This window comes from Tardiphaga sp. 20_F10_N6_6 (assembly GCF_052076045.1).
Taxonomy (GTDB): domain Bacteria; phylum Pseudomonadota; class Alphaproteobacteria; order Rhizobiales; family Xanthobacteraceae; genus Tardiphaga; species Tardiphaga robiniae.
In genome coordinates, this window is sequence record NZ_CP197239.1 from 5411327 (window position 1) to 5430202 (window position 18876).

Below are 18876 nucleotides of genomic sequence, written 5' to 3' on the forward strand. Positions count from 1 at the left end.
GAGTTGCATTCAGCAAAAGTGGATACTGGTTTTGCGTGAGAATGCGCCCCAATGAGCGCGCATTTTCGGCCCGCGAACCCTGTCCGCACCGCTCAACCCAATTCAGCTTCCGCTGCAGTGAGACCCTTCATGCCCCGCGACAACGACAAAAACAACGGCCCCTCGCGCGGCCGGCCACCCGGTGGCAAAGGCGGAGCCGGCAAGGGCCGCTCCGGCGCCGCACGCGGACCCGACAAGAAATTCGCCAAGCGCGACGGCACATACACCCCGAAGCCGCCCGGTGCTGGCGGCGGTGAGAAGCGATCTTTCGGTGGCAAGCCTTCTGGCGGCAAATCTTTTGGCGCCAAGCCTTACGCCGGCAACCGCGATGACGACCGTGCGCCGCGCCGCGACTACGGCGATGCGCCGCGACGCGATCGTGACGATGCGCGTCCGGCCCGCTTCAACCGCGATGACCGTCCCGCGCGCAGCGGTGGCGGTGATCGTCCAGACCGTGGGCCGCGTAAGGATTTCGGTGACCGCGAGAAGCGTCCCTATTCACCGCGCGCCGGCGCCGGTGGCGGCGACAAACGTCCCTACAGCCCACGCGGAGAGGCACCGCGCGGCGACCGTCCGAATTTCAACAGGGATGATCGCGCCCCGCGGGGTGACCGCGGCGATGCGCGTCCGGCCGGACGTTTTTCCGACAAGAAGTTCGGCGAGCGGAAGCCCTACGCGCCGCGCGACGGTGGCGGTGAGAAACGCCCCTACACGCCGCGCGGCGAAGGCTTTCGCGGCGGCGATGGTGATCGTCCGCGTCCGCGCTTTGATCGCCCGCAAGGCGATCGCAACGATCGCCCACAGCGTGATCGCAACGATCGTCCGCAAGGCGATCGTCCGTTCAGCCCGCGCCCCTCACGCGACGGCGATCGTCCGCGCGGCGACCGGCCGTTCAGCGCCGAGAAGAAGTTTGGCGGCGACAAGAAATTCTCCCGCGGTGCGCCGGATCGCGGCGGCCCGCGCAAGAGCTTTGGCGATCGCAACGATCGCAACGATCGTCCCGATCGCGGTGATCGTGGCGGGCGTGATTTCGAGCGCGGCCCTGATCGCAGCGAGCAGAAGCCTTGGCAGAAGCGCGAAGGCGGGGCGGATGATCGCGGCAGCCGCAGCGCGCGTCCGCCGCGCGATGGCGCGCGCAATTTCGACCGGCCGAAATTCGACAGGCCCAAATTCGAGCGTCCGCGCGATGATCGCCCCGAGCGCAGCGACAGCGAGCGCCCGCGTTTCTCGCGTCCGCGTGAGGACCGTCCAAGCTTCGATCGTCCGCGCGAGCCGCGTGGCCGCACCGACTGGCAGGAGCATGGTCGCAGCGAGGCTCGCGACGGCGACGAGCGTCCGCGTCGCGAGAATGAGGACGACAGCAGGATTTTCGCCAAGCGTCCTGCATTCGGCGGCCGTGGTGAATATCGCGAGCGCGATCCCGAGCAGCGCCGCCCGGCGCGCGTTCCCGCGGCCAAGAAGGCCGGCGAGCGTATCGCCAAGGTCGTGTCGCGCGCGGGCCTGTGCTCGCGCCGCGATGCCGAGGAATGGGTCACGCAGGGCCGTGTTGCCGTCAATGGCCGCGTCATCAACTCGCCGGCGCTCGATGTCTCGACCAATGACGTGATCACCGTCGATGGCAAGCCGTTGCCGGCGCCGGAGCGCACGCGCTTGTTCCTGTATCACAAGCCGCGCGGTCTGATGACGACCCATGCCGATCCCGAGGGACGGCCGACGGTGTTCGATCATCTGCCCGAAGGCCTGCCGCGTCTGATCTCCATCGGCCGGCTCGATTTCAACACCGAAGGCCTGCTGCTGCTGACCAATGACGGCGGCCTCGCGCGCACGCTGGAATTGCCGGAGACCGGCTGGCTGCGGCGCTACCGCGTGCGTGCGCATGGCGAAGTCACGCAGGCGCAGCTCAACGAGCTCAAGAACGGCGTCGAGGTCGACGGCGTCAAATATGGCTCGATCGATGCGACGCTGGAGCGCGACAAGAGCGCCAATGTCTGGATCGTGTTCGCGATCCGCGAAGGCAAGAACCGCGAAGTGCGTAACGTGCTGGCGCATCTCGGCCTCGAGGTGAACCGGCTGATCCGCATCTCCTACGGTCCGTTCCAGCTCGGCGAAATCGAGGAAGGCCAGGTCGACGAGGTGAAGACCCGCGTGCTGCGCGAGCAGCTCGGCGAGAAGATCGCGGATGCCTCGGGTGCCGATTTCGGTCGGCAACTGCCGAGCAAGGGCGACGTCTCGCTCGATCCGGTGATCGAGAAGAAGCCGGTTCTGAAGCGCTCGACGGTGGAAGATCGCAAGGGCCGTCGCATTCTCGTACAGCGCGCCGGCTCGGAAGAGTCGCGTGCCCGCAATGAAGACGCGGCTACCTTCGGTGGCCCGCCGAAGAAGCCGAAGCGCGGCTATCACGGCAAGCGCGATCTGAAGCCGCGGGACGCGTAAGCCATGCGTGTCGTCGGTGGCCGGCTGAAGGGCCGCAACATCGCGTCGCCCACGACGCAGGCGATCCGTCCCACGGCGGATCGACTGCGCGAGTCGTTGTTCAACATCCTGATCCACGCTTACGAAAGTCCGATCGAGGACGCCCGCGTGCTCGATCTGTTTGCCGGCACTGGTGCGCTCGGCATCGAGGCCGTGTCGCGCGGCGCGAAATTCACGTTGTTCGTCGATAACGGTTCGGAGGCGCGCGCCTTGCTCCGCAACAATGTCGAGGCGCTCGGTCTCGGCGGTGTCACGAAAGTCTATCGCCGCGATGCCGCCGATCTCGGTCCCGCCCATCCGGTCGAGCCGTTCTCGCTGGTGTTCCTCGATCCGCCCTATCGCATGAAGCTTGCCGAAAAGGCGCTGGCCTCGCTGCGCGATGGCGGATGGCTGACGCCGGGCGCTTTGCTGGTGGTGGAAGAGGCGAAGGATGCGGCTTTCGCAGCGCCCGACGGGTTTGAAGAACTCGAGCGCCGTGCCTATGACGATACCGAGTTTACGTTTCTGCGATCTGTGTAAGAAGACGTCAAAAGGAGCCGCCGATGTCTGCGATCGAATACACTTGGGATCACGTCCATATCCGCACGCCGGACACCGAAGCGACCGCGCAGTGGTTTGCCGATATGCTCGGTGCCGAGATCCTGCGCGCGCCTGGCCGCATCGATATCAGGCTCGGCGGCGGCATGATCTTCCTGGCACCTGTGACGCCGGAGATGGGCGTCAACCCGCCGCCGGTCACGCCCTATCAGGGCCTCGACCATTTCGGCCTGAAGGTGAAGGACATCGATGCGGTGGCCGCGTCGCTGAAGGCCAAGGGCGTGGAGTTCACCAAGGAGCCGCATACGCTGAAGCCCGGCCTGCGCATCTGCTTCATCCGCGCGCCGCAGGGCGTGTCGATCGAGCTCCTGGAACGTGATCCCAAATATACGTGAGTCGAGCACCAGCCCGTCCACGTCATTGCGAGGAGCGAAGCGACGCGGCAATCCAGTCTTCGCTTGCGGCTCTGGATTGCTTCGCTGCGCTCGCAATGACGGCTGAGGGGTCTAGCGTCTTCCGAACAGCTTCTCGATATCGCTGAGCTTCAGCTCGACATAAGTCGGCCGGCCGTGATTGCACTGGCCGGAATTCGGCGTGTCTTCCATCTCGCGCAGCAGTGCGTTCATCTCCTCGGGCCGCAGCCGCCGGCCTGAGCGTACCGAGCCGTGGCAGGCCATGGTCGCCGCCACATGCAGCAGCCGGCGTTCCAGCGGCAGGGCTTCGTCCCATTCCGCCATGTGTTCGGCGAGATCGCGCAGCAGCGACGCGGCATTGGTCTTGCCGAGCAGCGACGGCGTCTCGCGCACGGCGATGGCGCCGGGGCCGAAACTGTCGATGGCGAGGCCGTAGCTTGCGAGTTCTTCGGCGCGGTCGAACAGTTTCTCCACGATGGCCTCGTCCATTTCGACGATTTCGGGGATCAGCAGGATCTGCCGCTGCACGCCGTTGGCGGCGAGCGACGCCTTCAGCCGTTCATAGACGATGCGCTCATGCGCGGCATGCTGATCGACCACGATCATGCCGTCGCGGGTCTGCGCGATGATGTAGTTCTCATGCACCTGTGCGCGCGCGGCACCGAGCGGCCGGTCGACCAGATCGGTCTGCGGCGTCTCTTCAAAACGCACATCGGCCGTGGGCGTGCCGACATCGAAAGCCGCCTGGCCGGGTTCGGCAAACGCCGCCGAACCATCGAAGCCCGGCATTGGATTGACGGGATAGGCCGGCGAGCGCTGCCAGTCCCAGTTCGCATTCGGGCGCGGCGCAAAATTCGGGGCGAAGTTGGGGCGGAACGAGTCCAGCACGGCGCCGTCGCTATTGGCCGCAGTGCGGCGTCCTTCGCGCGCCAGGCCTTCTTTCAGGGCATGCACGATCAGCCCGCGCACCAGCCCGGCATTGCGGAAACGCACCTCGGTCTTGGCCGGATGCACATTGGCATCGACCTCCGTTGGGTCGAGCGTGACGAACAGCGCGACGATCGGGTGGCGGTCGCGTGGCAGATAGTCGGAATAGGCCGCGCGCACCGCACCGATGATTAGCTTGTCGCGCACCGGACGGCCATTGACGAACAGATACTGTCCAAGCGCATTGGCGCGGGTCAGCGATGGCGCCGCGGCAAAACCTTCAACCACTACACCTTCGCGCTCGCTGCGCACTTCAATGGCACTGAGACGAAACTCAGGCCCGAGAATGTCGCCGAGCCGCGTCAACTGTCCGGCCGGACCTGGGAGTGCCGCCGCCCATGTCACCGGCGCGCGCTCCTCGCCGGCCATGGTGAAGGCGATGTCGGGGCGCGCCATGGCGAGGCGGCGCACCACTTCGCGGATCGCTTCGGCCTCGGTGCGATCGGTCTTGAGAAATTTCAGCCGGGCAGGGGTCGCGTAGAACAGATCGCTGACCTCGACGCGGGTGCCCTGCGACAGCGCCGCGGGTGCGATCGGCGATTTCTCGCCGCCATCGACGGTACGCGACCAGGCATGCGGTTCCGACGCGTGGCGTGTGGTGATGCTGAGCCGTGCGACAGACCCGATGGAGGGCAGCGCCTCGCCGCGAAAACCGAGGGTGCGGATCTGCAGCAGGTCCTCGTCATCGAGCTTCGAGGTGGCGTGGCGGTCCACTGCGAGGGTGAGATCGCTATGGGTCATGCCGCCGCCGTCATCGGTGATGGCGATCTTCCGCCGCCCGCCGCCATCGGTGAAGATCTCGACCCTCAAGGCGCCGGCATCGATGGCATTCTCCACCAGCTCCTTCACCACGCTGGCCGGCCGTTCCACCACCTCGCCGGCGGCGATGCGGTTGACGATGGTTTCTGGGAGCTGGCGAACGGGCATGGATCTCGGGGCGTGGTGACGGGTCGGGGATATGTAGGGAACCTGAAGCGCCATTCTATGGCCCCGGGCGCCTGATGTCCCCGCCGCAGCCCGCTTTTCCCCGGTTCTGGCTTTTTGTTTTGACGCGTTTTCTTGACGCGAACCGGTATCCACTTTGCTCGAAAACGCTTTAAGCGAATCGGCCGCCCTTCTGGATCACCTCGATCTTGTAGCCGTCGGGGTCGGTGGCGAAGAAGAATTGCGCCAGCGTGCGGCCCTCATGTTTGAAATCGCGCAGCGGACCGGGCTTCTCGCCCTCGAAGCGGGCATGTTCCGCGGCCACGTCGTCCACGACAACCGCGAGATGGCCGTAGCCGTCGCCCAGCACATAGGGCTCGGTACGGTCGAAATTCACCGTCAATTCGAGCTCGAAGGGCGAGGAGGGATGGCGCAGATAGATCAGCGCAAAGTCGGGAAATGCGATGCGCTCGGCAATCTCGAGGCCAAAAGCGCGCTTGTAGAAGTCCAGCGACCGCGCTTCGTCCAGCACGCGGATCATCGAATGAACGGGTTTGGCCATCGGGAAATTCCTGGAAAAAGTGGTCTGGCTTGTTGTGTGAGGTGCCGCTCAGTCGTCGAAGCGCCCGCCGCGGCCGGCCTTGACGTCGCTGCGGCGCTTCTTGCCGTCGAGGCGGCGCATTTTTGAGCCGAGCGTGGGCTTCGTGGCCCGCCGCGGCGCCTGCCGGAAGGCGGCTTCCTGCATCAGTTCGACCAGCCGCTCGATGGCGTCGGCCTTGTTGCGCTCCTGGGTCCGGAAACGCTGGGCGTGGATCACGATCACGCCGTCCTTGGTCATGCGCTGGCCGGCGAGGGTCCGCAGCCGGATCGCGGTGTCCTCCGGCAGCGCCAGCTTGCGGCTGTCGAAGCGCAATTGCGCGGCGGTGGAGACCTTGTTGACGTTCTGCCCGCCAGGTCCGGACGCGCGGACGAAGACGATATCGATATCGTCTTCGTCGATGGCGATGGAGCGGGTGATCCGGAGCATGATCCTCCGTAGCACATCCGCCATACATCCGGGCAAGCCTGCGCGTTGAAATGCGCTGCTAGGACCGCCGTGACCCACTGCGTTCGACCAGCTTCACCATGACCTGCAGCGCATGGTTGGTTGGCGTCGGAACCCCATGCTCCAGGCCCTTGCGGACAATGAAGCCGTTGAGGAAGTCGATTTCCGATGGCTTGCCGCGGGCGAGATCCTGCGATGTCGAGGATTGCTGAAGCGGCATGCTGGCGGCAAGGGCGAGCGTCTTGTTGAGGAGGTCGGCCGGCAACGACACGCCGCAGGCGCGGGCCACCGCCATGCATTCCACGACGGCATTGGCCACGATGTCAGGCACGCCCTGGACCTTGAACATCTCGCCATAGGCAATCCCGGCCACCGCCGAGAGCGCGTTATAGGCGCAGTTGTTGATGAGCTTCGACCACTGCACCGCGTCGATATCGCTGGCGACGGTGGTCGGCACGCCGGCGTCGGACAGCAGCTTCGCTAGCGTGTCGCTCGCGGGCGAGGCACCGATGATCAACTCGCCGCGGCCATTGTGCTTCACATGACCGGCACCCGGCATCTCGGAGGCCACATAGACGGCTGCAGCGATCACCGGCTGGCTGAGGATGGCGCGCAAGCGCTCGGGATTGTCGACGCCGTTCTGCAGACTCAGCACGATAGAGTTCGGCTTGAGCACAGGTTTGAGCGCGGTCGCTGAACTGTTCGTATCGCCGGACTTCACGGCGAACAGAACGAGGTCCGGCAGCGCGAGATCGGCGATCTGCGTCATCGCCTTCGCCGGAATGAAACCGTCGAACTCGGCGCTCTCGAACCGAAGGCCGCGTGCATTGATGGCATCGACATGGATCTGGCGTCCGACCAATGTCACGTCATGGCCGGCACGCAGCAGCTTGGCGCCATAGTAGCAGCCGACCGCGCCGGCGCCGATCACTGCGATCCGCATGTCGGCGCCTCAGTTGGCCTTCGGCGCCGGGGCCACCGGCGCTGCGGCCGCCTGCGGCGCGCGTCCGACGACGACGGTCAGCAGGCCATCCGCCCACAGCTTCTTCGCTGCCGCCTTGGCCTGGTCCAGCGTCACGGCATCGACCACGGCATTGCGCTTCTCGATGTAATCAATCGGCAGTCTGTCGAGCTGGTATTGCAGCAGTGCGCCGGCCAGTTTCGACGAGGTGTCGAGCGCCAGCATCTGCGAACCCTTGAGATAGGATTTGGCCTCATCCAGCTCGCGCTGGGTCGGACCCTGCTCGGCCATGCGTTTCACTTCGCTGGTCACGGTATCGACCGTCTCGGTGGCGCGGTCGGCGCGAGTCGCGGTGCTGCCGATATAGATGCCGGAATGCTGCATCCACAGCAGCGAACCACTGACGGAATAGACCAGGCCGCGCTTCTCGCGCACTTCGTGATACAGCCGCGACGACAGCGTGCCGCCGCCGAGGATGTGATTGACGATATAGGCGGCCATGAAATTCGGATCGTCGCGTTTGACGCCCGGGCTGCCGAAGGTGATGACCGTCTGCGGCACGTCCAGCGTCACGGATTCCTTCTGCGGCGGCTTGGCTGCCGTGACTTCCGGGATCGGCGTCAGTGTCGCCTTGGCGGGCAGGCCACCGAAGGTCTTGTCCAGCAGTGTCGCGAGCGTGTCGGGGTCGACGTCGCCGACCACGGCAATCTTCAGCGTGTCCTTCGCGACGATGCGTTGCTTGTAGGCCTTGATGTCGTCGACATTGATGGTCGGCACGTCGGTCAGGCTGCCATTGGACGGTCGGCTATAGGGATGGTCGCCGAATGCCACCTGCAGAAACTTGCGCGTCGCCAGCGAATTCGGGTTCGAGGTTTCGCGGCGCAGGCCGGACATGATCTGCGCGCGGATGCGCTCGACATCGGGGGCGTCGAAGCGTGGTGACGTCAAAGCGAGGCGGGCGAGGTCGAACGCCTCGTCGCGATGCTCTTTCAGCATGCGCAGCGAGCCGCGCAGGTAATCGCGCTGGGCGTTGAAGTTGAGCTCGATGGCGCGGCGTTCCATGCGATCGCGGAAGGTCGTGGAATCGAGATCGCCCGCGCCTTCGTCCATCAGGCTGGCCACCATGTTGGCGGTGCCGGATTTATCCTTCGGATCCTGTGCCGCACCGCCACCGAACGCATATTCCATCGCGATCAGGGGAACGGTTGCATCCTGCACGAACCAGGCTTCGATGCCGCCTGGCGTCACCAGCCGCTGCACCTTGGCGGCGGCGAAAGATGGCGTCACCGTCAGGGTGACAAGTGAGAAGGCGGTGGCGACGGCAATGCCGAGGCGGCCGGCGTTGAAGATGATGCTCACGACCGCTTCTCCTCGCGCTTGGGCGCTGATGTATCCTTGACCAGATAGCCGGTGACCGAGCGCTTCTTGTCGAGCCAGGTCTGGGCGGCTGCGCGCACCTGTTCGGCGGTGACCGCCTTGATACGGTCGGGCCAGCTACGGATGTCCTCGACGCTGAGGCCCGTGGTGAGTGCCGCGCCATACCAGCGCGCCAGCGAGGCCTGGCTGTCCTGCGCATAGGTGGCTTCGGCGACGAGCTGCGTCTTGACGCGTTCGAGGTCGGCAGCCGGCACCGGGTTGGTCGCGAGGTCGGCGATCACCGCGTCGATGGTCTTTTCGATATCGGCGAATTCAGCGCCCGGCTTCGGCGAGGCTGAAATCATGAACTGTGCGCTGTCGAGTGCAGTGCCCTGGTAGCTGGCGCCGGCATTGATCGCGAGCTGTTTGTCGATGACGAGGGCGCGGTAGAGATATGAGTTCGCGCCGCCGCCGATCAACTGGCCGAGTACATCGAGGGCCTGGCTCTCGCCGGCCGCAGCGGTGGTTGCCGACGGCACCAGATAATAGCGGCGCAGGCTTGTCTGTTCGACACGCGGATCGGCCAGCGTCACCGTGCGCGGCGCGGCGGGCGTCGGCTCTTGTGGACGCATGCGCCGTTCGGGGATCGCCGGCTGTGCCGGGACCACGCCATAGGTGCGCTCCACCATCGGGCGGATCTCCTGCGGGTCGACATCGCCGGCGATGATCAGCGTCGCATTGTTGGGAGCGTAGAAGCGCTTGTAGAAAGCGAGCGCGTCCTCGCGGTCCAGCTTCTCGATCTCCTGATGCCAGCCGATGATCGGGCGACCATAGGGGTGGTTGAGATAGAGCGCGGCCATGATCTGCTCCGACAGCCGGGCATCCGGGCTGTTGGCGACGCGCATGTTGTATTCTTCCAGCACGACGTCGCGCTCGGGGAGAACGTTTTCGTCCTTCAGCACCAGGCCGGTCATGCGATCGGCCTCGAATTCCATCATCTTGCCGAGCTGGTCCTTGCTGATGCGCTGGTAGTAGCCGGTATAGTCGGTCGAGGTGAAAGCGTTCTCCTCGCCGCCGACGCGCTGCACGGTCTGCGAGAATTCACCGACCGGATGTTTCGCTGTGCCCTTGAACATCAGATGTTCGAGGAAATGCGCCAAGCCTGACTTGCCCGGCGTCTCGTCGGCGGAGCCGACCTTGTACCAGATCATCTGGGTGACCACGGGCGTGCGGTGATCCTCGATCACCACGACCTGCATGCCGTTATCGAGCTTGAACGTGGTTGGCGGTTTCGCCGTCACCGTCTGCGCGCGGGCGCCCGATATGGCGAGGGCGGGAGCCAGCAGCAAAGCGACGACTGCGACGGATCGTACGGCAAGTCGGAATGAAGAGGTCATGGCGGGGCTAGCAGCTCCAAAGCATGGGAAAAGGCGTGACCAAGCCATCGCGCGGGACATATCCGCGCGTGCAGGCTGATCGCAGTGAAAGGACGTCTTTGGAATGGCAGCGCAAAGGGAGCGCTGCGATCAGAACTTACCCGTCATCGGGTTGATGTTGTAATCGTTCTTCATGGTTTCCTTCGGCCCGGTGCCATAGGCATAGCCCGAGGCAGGCGTCTGGTAACCGGCCGGCGGCTGGGTCAGCGACTCGCGTGTCGGCTCGCCCTTGAATTCGGCGGTCTCACCCTTATTGCTGCCGAACATATTCTTGAACAGTCCGCCTTCATAGCCGAGCTGCTTCGGGCTCAGCACGATGTTCTTGTTCGGATCGCCTGGCGAGGAATTGTCCACGGCGGACGAGGCGCCACGTGCGCGCTTCGGCGCCATCTCGCGCGGGGTCAACGGGCGCGCGGCTTCCAGCACTTCTTCCGGACGTCCGGTCTTGGCGTTGGCGGCGGCTGCGCGGCGCTGCTGTACATCCGGATCCTTCGGCCAGTTGGCGACAGGCGCAGGGCCCTTGGCATCCGGCGGCGGCAGATCGATCTTCGGCGGCACCACCAGCGGCGAGCGCTCACGGTAGTCGATCCCGGTGTTTTCCATATTGGTACCGCCGAGACCGGTCATGATCTGCTTGATGACCTTCTGCTCGAACGGCTGGTCTTCTTCCTCGGCATCCTGGGCGCGTGCGGCGCCAGCGGACATCACGAGACCAACACTAAGGGCAACGGCGGTAAGGCGCAGGGCGCGCATCCAGGCGCCCGATGAAGTGTGCAGAGCCCAACCGGTTTCGGTCTCGCGCATCGTGTTCATCCTGTTCAAATATCTGGCGGATCGGCAAGAATCCGAAGAATCCTGGTGCGGTTCCGCTGGTATCGCCCTTGGCCTTGCGTATCGGCTGGGATCAGGGCGCTTTTGCGGCGGGTACCGTGAAGAAAGAGTCATACAGCAGGGCCGCTACACCGGCAACAATGGCGACATCGGCAAGGTTAAACACGTACCAGTTGTAGGTCTTGCCGGCGATTTCGACATGTAGGAGGGCGAAATCGACCACCGCGCCATAGGCGAACCGGTCGATGGCATTGCCGATCGCGCCCCCGATGATCAGTCCCAGCCCGATCGTGGCCAGTCTGGTCTCCGATTTCGCCATCCAGACGGCCAGCGCCACCACCGCGATGGCTTTGATAGCCACCAGCACGACCTGGCCGGTGGGGCCGGAATCGGAGAACCAGCCGTAGCTGATGCCGGTATTCCAGGCCAGGACCAGATCGAAGAACGGTGTGATCCTGACCAGGCCACGATGGCCGAGATCGAAGCCATAGAGCAGCCACAGCTTCGTCGCCTGATCGAGGATCAGGACGACGATGGCTGCGATCAGCCCGGAGCGGACGGCTGGTTTCAAACAGCCACTCCCAGTGCCTTCCACTCCCGCAGCGCCTGCGCATCGCGCGGGGTGACGTCGGGATAGTCCTTGTCTTCGCCCACCGTCGGCAGGATCTTCCACGACCGTGCACATTTGGTGCCGACGGCCTTTTCCACGACCACGGCGACGCCGGGCACGTCGTTCAGCGCGAAGGCGCCTGCGGGCGCTTCGGCATTGGTCAGCATCGCATTCGAGGTGATGCAGATTTCGGCCAGATCGACGTCAGCCAGTATGGCAAAGATCGCGGCGTCTGTGACATGGATCAGCGGTGAGGCCTCCAGCGACGAGCCGATATTCTTGGCAGCGCGCTCGACTTCCAGCGCGCCGGTGACGACGCGGCGGACATTGCGGATGGTGTCCCACTTCGCGGCGAGCGCCTCGTTACGCCATGCCGGCAGCGTCTTCTGGAACGTTTCGAGATGCACCGACACGGAGCTGCTGCCATAGCGCGACAGCCATGCTTCTTCGGCGGTGAAGCTCAGAATGGGTGCGAACCAGGTCACGATCGAACGGAACAGGTAATCGATCACGGTCAGCGACGCCTTGCGTGTCACCGACGACGGCGCGTCGCAATACAGCGCGTCCTTGCGGATGTCGAAGTAGAAGGCCGACAATTCGGTGTTCATGAAGGCGGCGAGCGTGGCCACCACCGTCTTGTAGTCGAAATCGGCATAGGCTTGTCGCACCACCGCATCGACTTCCGAGAGACGATGCAGCATCAGCCGTTCGAGCTCCGGCATATCGTCTGCCCTGACGCGCTCCTCGTCGTGGAAGTGCGCGAGGCTGCCGAGCATCCAGCGCACGCTGTTGCGCAGCTTGCGATAGGTCTCGATGGTGTTCTTGATGATCTCCGGGCCGATGCGCTGGTCGTCGGCATAATCGGTGGCGCAGACCCACAGGCGCAGGATGTCGGCGCCGGAGTCCTTGATGATCTTCTGCGGCTCGATGGTGTTGCCGATCGATTTCGACATCTTGCGACCGTTTTCGTCGAGCGTGAAGCCGTGGGTCAGCACGACGTCGAACGGTGCGCGGCCGCGGGTGCCGCTGCTCTCCAGCAGTGACGACTGGAACCAGCCGCGGTGCTGGTCGGAGCCTTCCAGATACATGACGGTGTCCGCGCCGCCCTGGGCCTTGCGCTTGATGCCGGCAAGGCCGGGGAAGTGCACGGGGTCTTCGAGCACGAAGGCGTGTGTGGAGCCTGAGTCGAACCAGACGTCGCAGATGTCGTCGACCTTCTTCCACTCTTCATTGGCAAGCGAGCCGAGGAAATGCTCGCGCGCGCCTTCGGCATACCAGGCGTCGGCGCCATCCTTCTCGAACGCGTCGGCAATGCGCTTGTTGACGGCCTCGTCCTGCAGGATCTCTGCGGAGCCATCGCCTTTCTCGCGCACGAACACCGCGATCGGCACGCCCCAGGCGCGCTGGCGCGAGATCACCCAGTCGGGCTTGGTGTTGATCATGCCGTTGATGCGGTTCTGGCCGGTGGCCGGCACCCATTGCGTGACCTTGATGGCTTCGAGGGCACGGTGACGCAGCGTGTCGCCGGGCTTCGCCTTGCCGTCGTCCGCCATAGCTCCCGGCTTGCCGGGAGCGTTCACTTCCAAAATGTCCTTGTCCATCGCGATGAACCATTGCGGCGTGTTGCGATAGATCACCGGCTTCTTGGAGCGCCAGGAATGCGGATATTGATGCTTCAGGCGCGCACGCGCCACCAGCATGCCGCGCTCGACCAGCGCCTTGATGACGGCCTCGTTGGCGTCGCCCTTCTCGCCCTTGTCGTTGATTACGCGCGTGCCGGCGAAGCCCGGCGCCTGTTCGGTCAGCGCGCCGTTCTCGTCGACCGTGTAGGGGATCGTGGTGGCGATGCCGCGCTCGGTGAGCTGGCGGCCATTCGACGTCCAGATATCGAAGTCGTCGCGGCCGTGGCTTGGCGCGGTATGCACGAAGCCGGTGCCGGTATCGTCGGTGACGTGATCGCCGTCGAGCAGCGGCACGATGAAGTCATAGCCGCCGGCGAGACCCTTGAGCGGATGACGGCATTCCAGATCCTCGAGGATGTCGGACGACAGCTCGCTACTCTTCTTCCAGGAGGTCACGCGCGCCTGCTTGAACACGCTTTCGGCCAGTGCATCGGCGAGGATCAGCAGGTCGCCGGTCTTCAGCCAGTTGTCCTCCGGCGCCTCGGTAACCTCATAGAGGCCATAGGCGATCTTGCTGGAGAACGAGATGGCGCGGTTGGCCGGCAGCGTCCATGGCGTGGTGGTCCAGATCACCACTGCGGCCTTGGCGAGCCGGCCGAATTCGGCGGCGACCGGGAATTTCACCCATACCGCATCTGACGTGTAGTCCTCGTATTCGACTTCGGCTTCGGCCAGCGCGGTCTTCTCGACCACGCTCCACATGACAGGCTTCGATCCGCGATACAGCGTGCCATTGGCCGCGAACTTCATCAGCTCGCGCGCGATCTGCGCCTCGGCGAAATAGTCCATGGTGGCGTAGCGGCCGGCCCAGTCGCCGATGATGCCGAGTCGCTTGAATTCCTCGCGCTGGATATCGAGCCACTTGTTGGCATAGGCACGGCATTCCTGGCGGAACGCGATCATCGCCGCGCCGTCCTTGAAGTTCGGCTTGGTCTTGCCCTTGGAGCGGTAGTTCTCTTCCTCGATCTTCCACTCGATCGGCAGGCCGTGACAGTCCCAGCCCGGCACGTAGTTGCTGTCGAAGCCCAGCATCTGCTGGCTCTTGGTCACCACGTCCTTGAGGATCTTGTTGAGCGCATGCCCGATATGGATGTTGCCGTTGGCATAGGGCGGGCCGTCATGCAGCACGAATTTCGGCTTGCCCTTCGCGGTCTCGCGGAGCTTGCCGTAGAGGTCGATCTCGTTCCAGCGCGCCAGCATTTTCGGCTCGCTGGTCGGCAGGCCGGCGCGCATCGGAAACTCGGTCTGCGGCAAATAGAGGGTTTTGGAATAGTCGTGGGTGTCAGATTTGGCGGGCTTGTCGGACATAATGGCTCTGGCTTGCTCGAATGGCGCTGAAACGCGTGAAAACGCGATGAAACTGGACGGTCCCGGTCTTGCGCCGAGCAAAGCTCAGGCGGAAGCCGGGCCGATAATGCTTATGATGGGGCGCCGTGCAGACATCCGGCACTCAATAGCAGCCGGGGAGAGGATCGCAAAGGGTCGGATTAGCCCCGTTTGCCAATCACCCGGGCCGGATTGCCGGCCACGGTGGCGCCGTTCGGAACGTCCCGGGTCACGACACTGCCGGCCCCGATCACGGCGCCGTCACCGATGGTCACGCCGGGCACGATGATGGCCCCGCCGCCGATCCAGACATCGGCGCCGATTTTGACCGGCCGGCCGAATTCCAGTCCGCTGCGGCGGGTCTCGGCGTCGCGGGGATGGTCGGCGGCGTAGATCTGCACAGCCGGGCCGATTTGCGTCCTGTCGCCGATGGAGACCGCGACGATATCCAGGATCACGCAATTGAAATTCAGGAAAACGTTGTCGCCGAGATGGATGTTGTAGCCGTAGTCGCAGAAGAACGGCGGCCGGATCACGCAGTCGGCGCCGACTCTGCCGAAATGCTCGGCGAGCAGCGTCCGTCGTTCGGTGACAGGCCGGTCCAATTGCGCGTTGTATTTCGCGAGCCAGGCCTTGTTGGCCTTCTCGTCAGCGACCAGTTCGGGGCTGCCGGGGCGATAGAGTTCGCCGGCGAGCATTTTCTGCTTTTCGGTCCTGGTCAGTCGATGTCTCCCAGTTTCGGAAACGCATCCGGTGCAGCCGCCAGCGCGGCCCGCGCCTTGGCGCTGTCGTCGTCCATCTGGCGGATCAGGGGTTCGATGCCCTCGAATTTCATTTCATCGCGGATGAAGGCAATGAAGGCGACGTCCAGTGCCTGGCCGTAAAGGTCGCCCTTGAAGTCGAACAGGAAGACTTCGAGCAAAGGCGCGCCGTTATCGAAGGTCGGGCGCCGGCCAAAGGAGGCAACGCCGTCGAAGCGCTCGTTTCCGCGGCCGACCCGCACGGCGTAGATGCCGTGCTTGAGGCCGCAATTGTTATTCAGGCGGATATTGGCGGTGGGATAGCCAAGGTCGCGGCCGAGCTTCTTGCCATGGATCACTTCGCCGGTGATGAACCACGGCCCGTTCAGCATCTCCGTGGCCTCGGTCACCTGGCCCTCGGCCAAGGCCATGCGGATAGCCGTCGAAGACACCGGGCGCTCATCGATATCGACATGCGGCTGGATGTCGACCTCGATGCCGAGGCGCGGCGCTTCGTTGGCCAGCAGGCTGGGCGAACCGACGCGGCCTTTGCCGAAATGAAAGTCGTAGCCGACGGCGATGCCGCTGATGCCGAGACGCTCAATGAGATCGTGGTGAATGAAGTCTTGCGCCGTGGTGCTGGCGCGTCCCTTGTCGAAGGTCATGACGACGGCGCCGGCCAAGCCGGTTCCTGCCAGCAGGCGCAGCTTGGCGGCTTCGTCGGAGAGCCGGAACTGCGGCGTGTTCGGGCTGAAGAAACTGCGCGGATGCGGCTCGAAGGTCACCGCCAAAGCGCTTGTTTTATGCAGTTCCGCCATGCGTAACGCAGCACCGATGACGGCGCGGTGGCCGAGATGGACGCCGTCGAAATTACCCATTGCCACGACGCATCCGCGCGGGATGGCGTTGGCGGGCGTTGTGTCGCGGATCACGCTGAAAGCAGTCGTCATGATTGGATTCGTTGGTGGTTTTGGCGGGTGAGGGACCGTGGCGCGCCCACCACGTCGAAGTCAAGCGAAGGTAAAATCGGCTTTCTTCTCGAATTTGACGAATTTCGCGCCATGGGGCGGTTAACTGGAAATTTAACCCACCCTGCTAATTCTGGCTCCGGGCCGCGGACAGCAATACTCGCCAATCCCGGTTGGAACGGTTTGCCTGACGGCAAATATCATTTTTTGCATTTGCGTATCGTGCCTCAGGGGGAATGAAGATGGCGGTTGATTTGTCGATGACGGTGCTGGTGGTGGACGATTACAACACCATGATCCGCATCATTCGCAATCTTCTGAAGCAGCTTGGTTTCGAACACATCGACGATGCCAGCGATGGTTCGATGGCGCTGGAAAAGATGCGCACCAAGAAGTATGGCCTCGTGATTTCCGACTGGAACATGGAGCCGATGACGGGCTACGACCTGCTCAAGGAAGTCCGCGCCGACCCCAACCTGTCGCAGACCCCTTTCATCATGATCACGGCAGAATCCAAGACCGAGAACGTGATTGCCGCCAAGAAGGCCGGCGTGAACAACTACATCGTCAAGCCGTTCAACGCGGCGACGCTGAAGACCAAGATCGAAGCCGTGTTCCCGGACACCGTGCCGGCGTAAGCCGCGCAGCTTCGCTCAGAGCTTTCGAGTTTCGCAATGCCCGGCCTTGTGCCGGGCATTTTGCGTTTCGGCTCCCCCTGTCATTCCGGGGCAGGACGGACCGCGAAGCGGGCTGGACTGAGCCCGGAATCCCGACATGTTCAGCGCAAAACAGGTCGGGATTCTGGATTCGGTCCCGTCGTCTGCGGCGCCGGTCCCGCTCCGGAATGACAGTGTGGGGCGGCGCAAAGCGCCTAAACATTTTTTCCTATCTCCCGTTGACAACATCCCCATCAAGTTTATATTCCCCTCCGTCCTGCCCCACCGAGAGGGGCGATCGCGATCGTCACGTTCGCGGGGTGGGATGCGGTGGACGCCGGAGATGCGGCGTCACGCGGTTTGGGGGTGACGTCTGTCTTCGGGCAGGACGGATCTGCGCCAGCACTGCCACTGGCAAGGAGAAGGCCGGCCTTGGGATCGACAGACCCCTGGACAGTGTGACGGACGACCAAGTCAAAACGCGTCCGGCTTACTCGCTTGAGGCTCCCTTCCCATCGCCTTGGGACTTTAATTCGCGATCGGAGCGTTCGTCGAGGCAAAGTGCAAGCAACCGAAAAAACACCGCAGGCGGAACGTCGGGCACTTGCCTGACGCCTCCGAAAGTCCTGATGCACTCTAGATCGCGGAAGACCGCATTCGCATCAGGCCCAAGGGTGCAACGGGCACCTGGCGTTCCGCACGCCCTCTCACAGGGGGCGGGAATGCAAGACACGACGGCGCCCCCGCGCCGTAAACAATGGGGGCGATGACGCATGCCTGAAGCGCAGTGGCTGTTTGACAGTTGAATCTGTGATGGCGCGATGAAGGCGCCGCACCCACAGGTGTCATCCCCGGGCTTGACCCGGGGATCCAGCTTGGCCCGCACACCGTCGCACAAGACCAAGGTGGATGGCCGGGTCAAGCCCGGCCATGACGTGGGGAGAAGCCTGGGATTATTGCGAAGCTCGCTTCGCGCCATCCGGCCATGACGACCGAGAGCGTCACCCCACTCTATGTGTCAGCTCACCACTTCAATTCACGCATCAGCGCTTTCGGTGGATGGCCGAACAGTTCCTTCACTTCCGCGGCGCCCATCTGTTCGATGCCTTCGAAATCGCCGGCATGGATGCCGCGGGTGACGAACAGCAGGTCGATGCCATAGGCATGCGCGCCGGTGAGATCGGTGCGCACGGAATCGCCGATCGCCAGCACGCGATCCAGCGCCGTGTCCTTGCCGCGCTTCGCCTTGGCCAGTGCCATGGCCTGATCGTAGATCGGCCGATGCGGCTTGCCGTAGAAGATCACCTCGCCGCCCATCTCGCGATAGAGTTCAGCGACCGCGCCGGCGCAGTAGATCAAGCGGTCGCCGCGCTCGACGATGATGTCCGGATTGGCGCAGACGAGCGTCAGCTTGCGCGCCAGTGCTTGTTGCATCATGTCGCGATAGTCGTCGGCAGATTCGGTCTCGTCGTCGAACAATCCGCTGCAGACGATGTAGTCGGCCTGTTCGAGCTGGGTGAGCTTCACATCGAGGCCGCGATGGATCGAACTGTCGCGGTCCGGTCCGATCAGATACATCGCCTGACCCGGCCGGCCGGCGACGAAATTGCGCGTGAGGTCGCCGGACGAGACGATGGCGTCATAGGTGTCGTCAGCGACGCCGAGCTTGCGGAGCTGCCGCTGCACGGAGTCGGCGGGGCGCGGCGCATTGGTGATCATGATCACCGTGCCGCCCTCGGCGCGAAACGTATGCAACGCCTCGCAGGCTTCGGGGAACGACTCGAGGCCGTTATGGACGACGCCCCAGATATCGCTGAGGACGACATCGACATTGTCCGTGAGATCGCGCAAGCGCTCGGCGAAACGTAGTGTGGTCATTGGATTGAGGGCCGT

Annotated in this window: 16 protein-coding genes; 4 read left to right on the forward strand and 12 right to left on the reverse strand. The window is 64.0% G+C overall.

Annotated features, from left to right (window positions below; genetic code table 11):
- The first annotated feature begins 129 nt into the window (after positions 1-129).
- The 3 genes from AB7813_RS25900 to AB7813_RS25910 are packed head-to-tail and all read left to right on the forward strand — an operon-like array spanning position 130 to position 3443.
- On the forward strand, positions 130-2472 hold the full coding sequence (locus AB7813_RS25900; RefSeq protein ID WP_441228737.1) for a pseudouridine synthase: 2343 nt from the start codon (positions 130-132) through the stop codon (positions 2470-2472).
- 3 nt (positions 2473-2475) lie between these two features.
- Positions 2476-3030, forward strand: a complete 555-nt coding sequence (gene rsmD, locus AB7813_RS25905; RefSeq protein ID WP_439086306.1) for a 16S rRNA (guanine(966)-N(2))-methyltransferase RsmD — start codon at positions 2476-2478, stop codon at positions 3028-3030.
- A gap of 23 nt (positions 3031-3053) precedes the next feature.
- The gene (locus AB7813_RS25910) at positions 3054-3443 is read left to right on the forward strand and encodes a VOC family protein (protein WP_089261869.1); all 390 of its coding nucleotides are present in this window, start codon (positions 3054-3056) and stop codon (positions 3441-3443) included.
- A 111-nt stretch (positions 3444-3554) separates the two neighbouring features.
- Here the strand turns inward: AB7813_RS25910 and mutL are convergent, their stop codons facing one another.
- The 11 genes from mutL to AB7813_RS25965 all read right to left on the reverse strand — a co-directional run bounded on the left by mutL (position 3555) and on the right by AB7813_RS25965 (position 16309).
- Positions 3555-5375 carry a DNA mismatch repair endonuclease MutL gene (gene mutL, locus AB7813_RS25915; protein ID WP_441228738.1) on the reverse strand — a complete coding sequence of 607 codons (1821 nt, stop codon included), beginning with the start codon at positions 5373-5375 and terminating at the stop codon, positions 3555-3557.
- A gap of 169 nt (positions 5376-5544) precedes the next feature.
- The gene (locus AB7813_RS25920; RefSeq protein ID WP_441228739.1) at positions 5545-5934 is read right to left on the reverse strand and encodes a VOC family protein; all 390 of its coding nucleotides are present in this window, start codon (positions 5932-5934) and stop codon (positions 5545-5547) included.
- A gap of 48 nt (positions 5935-5982) precedes the next feature.
- The gene (arfB, locus tag AB7813_RS25925; RefSeq protein ID WP_089263593.1) at positions 5983-6399 is read right to left on the reverse strand and encodes an alternative ribosome rescue aminoacyl-tRNA hydrolase ArfB; all 417 of its coding nucleotides are present in this window, start codon (positions 6397-6399) and stop codon (positions 5983-5985) included.
- Between the two features lie 58 nt (positions 6400-6457).
- Positions 6458-7360: a ketopantoate reductase family protein gene (locus AB7813_RS25930; protein WP_441228740.1), complete on the reverse strand. Its 903-nt coding sequence runs from the start codon at positions 7358-7360 to the stop codon at positions 6458-6460.
- A gap of 9 nt (positions 7361-7369) precedes the next feature.
- Positions 7370-8704, reverse strand: coding sequence for a M16 family metallopeptidase (locus AB7813_RS25935; RefSeq protein ID WP_441229004.1), 1335 nt, complete (start codon positions 8702-8704; stop codon positions 7370-7372).
- Positions 8705-8733: 29 nt separating this feature from the next.
- The gene (locus tag AB7813_RS25940) at positions 8734-10131 is read right to left on the reverse strand and encodes a M16 family metallopeptidase (protein WP_441228741.1); all 1398 of its coding nucleotides are present in this window, start codon (positions 10129-10131) and stop codon (positions 8734-8736) included.
- Between the two features lie 129 nt (positions 10132-10260).
- Complete coding sequence (locus AB7813_RS25945) at positions 10261-10974, reverse strand: hypothetical protein (RefSeq protein ID WP_089263592.1); 714 nt, start codon at positions 10972-10974, stop codon at positions 10261-10263.
- Between the two features lie 100 nt (positions 10975-11074).
- Complete coding sequence (gene lspA / locus AB7813_RS25950) at positions 11075-11572, reverse strand: signal peptidase II (RefSeq protein ID WP_371423709.1); 498 nt, start codon at positions 11570-11572, stop codon at positions 11075-11077.
- Positions 11569-14601 carry an isoleucine--tRNA ligase gene (ileS, locus tag AB7813_RS25955; protein ID WP_441228742.1) on the reverse strand — a complete coding sequence of 1011 codons (3033 nt, stop codon included), beginning with the start codon at positions 14599-14601 and terminating at the stop codon, positions 11569-11571. The genes lspA and ileS overlap by 4 nt, the downstream gene beginning before the upstream one ends.
- Before the next feature lie 179 nt (positions 14602-14780).
- Complete coding sequence (locus tag AB7813_RS25960) at positions 14781-15341, reverse strand: sugar O-acetyltransferase (RefSeq protein WP_441229005.1); 561 nt, start codon at positions 15339-15341, stop codon at positions 14781-14783.
- On the reverse strand, positions 15338-16309 hold the full coding sequence (locus AB7813_RS25965; protein ID WP_093759349.1) for a bifunctional riboflavin kinase/FAD synthetase: 972 nt from the start codon (positions 16307-16309) through the stop codon (positions 15338-15340). The genes AB7813_RS25960 and AB7813_RS25965 overlap by 4 nt, the downstream gene beginning before the upstream one ends.
- A 260-nt stretch (positions 16310-16569) precedes the next feature.
- Between AB7813_RS25965 and AB7813_RS25970 the strand changes: the two genes are divergently transcribed.
- Positions 16570-16965 carry a response regulator gene (locus AB7813_RS25970; RefSeq protein ID WP_089263591.1) on the forward strand — a complete coding sequence of 132 codons (396 nt, stop codon included), beginning with the start codon at positions 16570-16572 and terminating at the stop codon, positions 16963-16965.
- A 1041-nt stretch (positions 16966-18006) separates the two neighbouring features.
- Here the strand turns inward: AB7813_RS25970 and AB7813_RS25975 are convergent.
- Positions 18007-18861, reverse strand: a complete 855-nt coding sequence (locus tag AB7813_RS25975; RefSeq protein WP_441228743.1) for a TIGR01459 family HAD-type hydrolase — start codon at positions 18859-18861, stop codon at positions 18007-18009.
- Between the last annotated feature and the right edge of the window lie 15 nt (positions 18862-18876).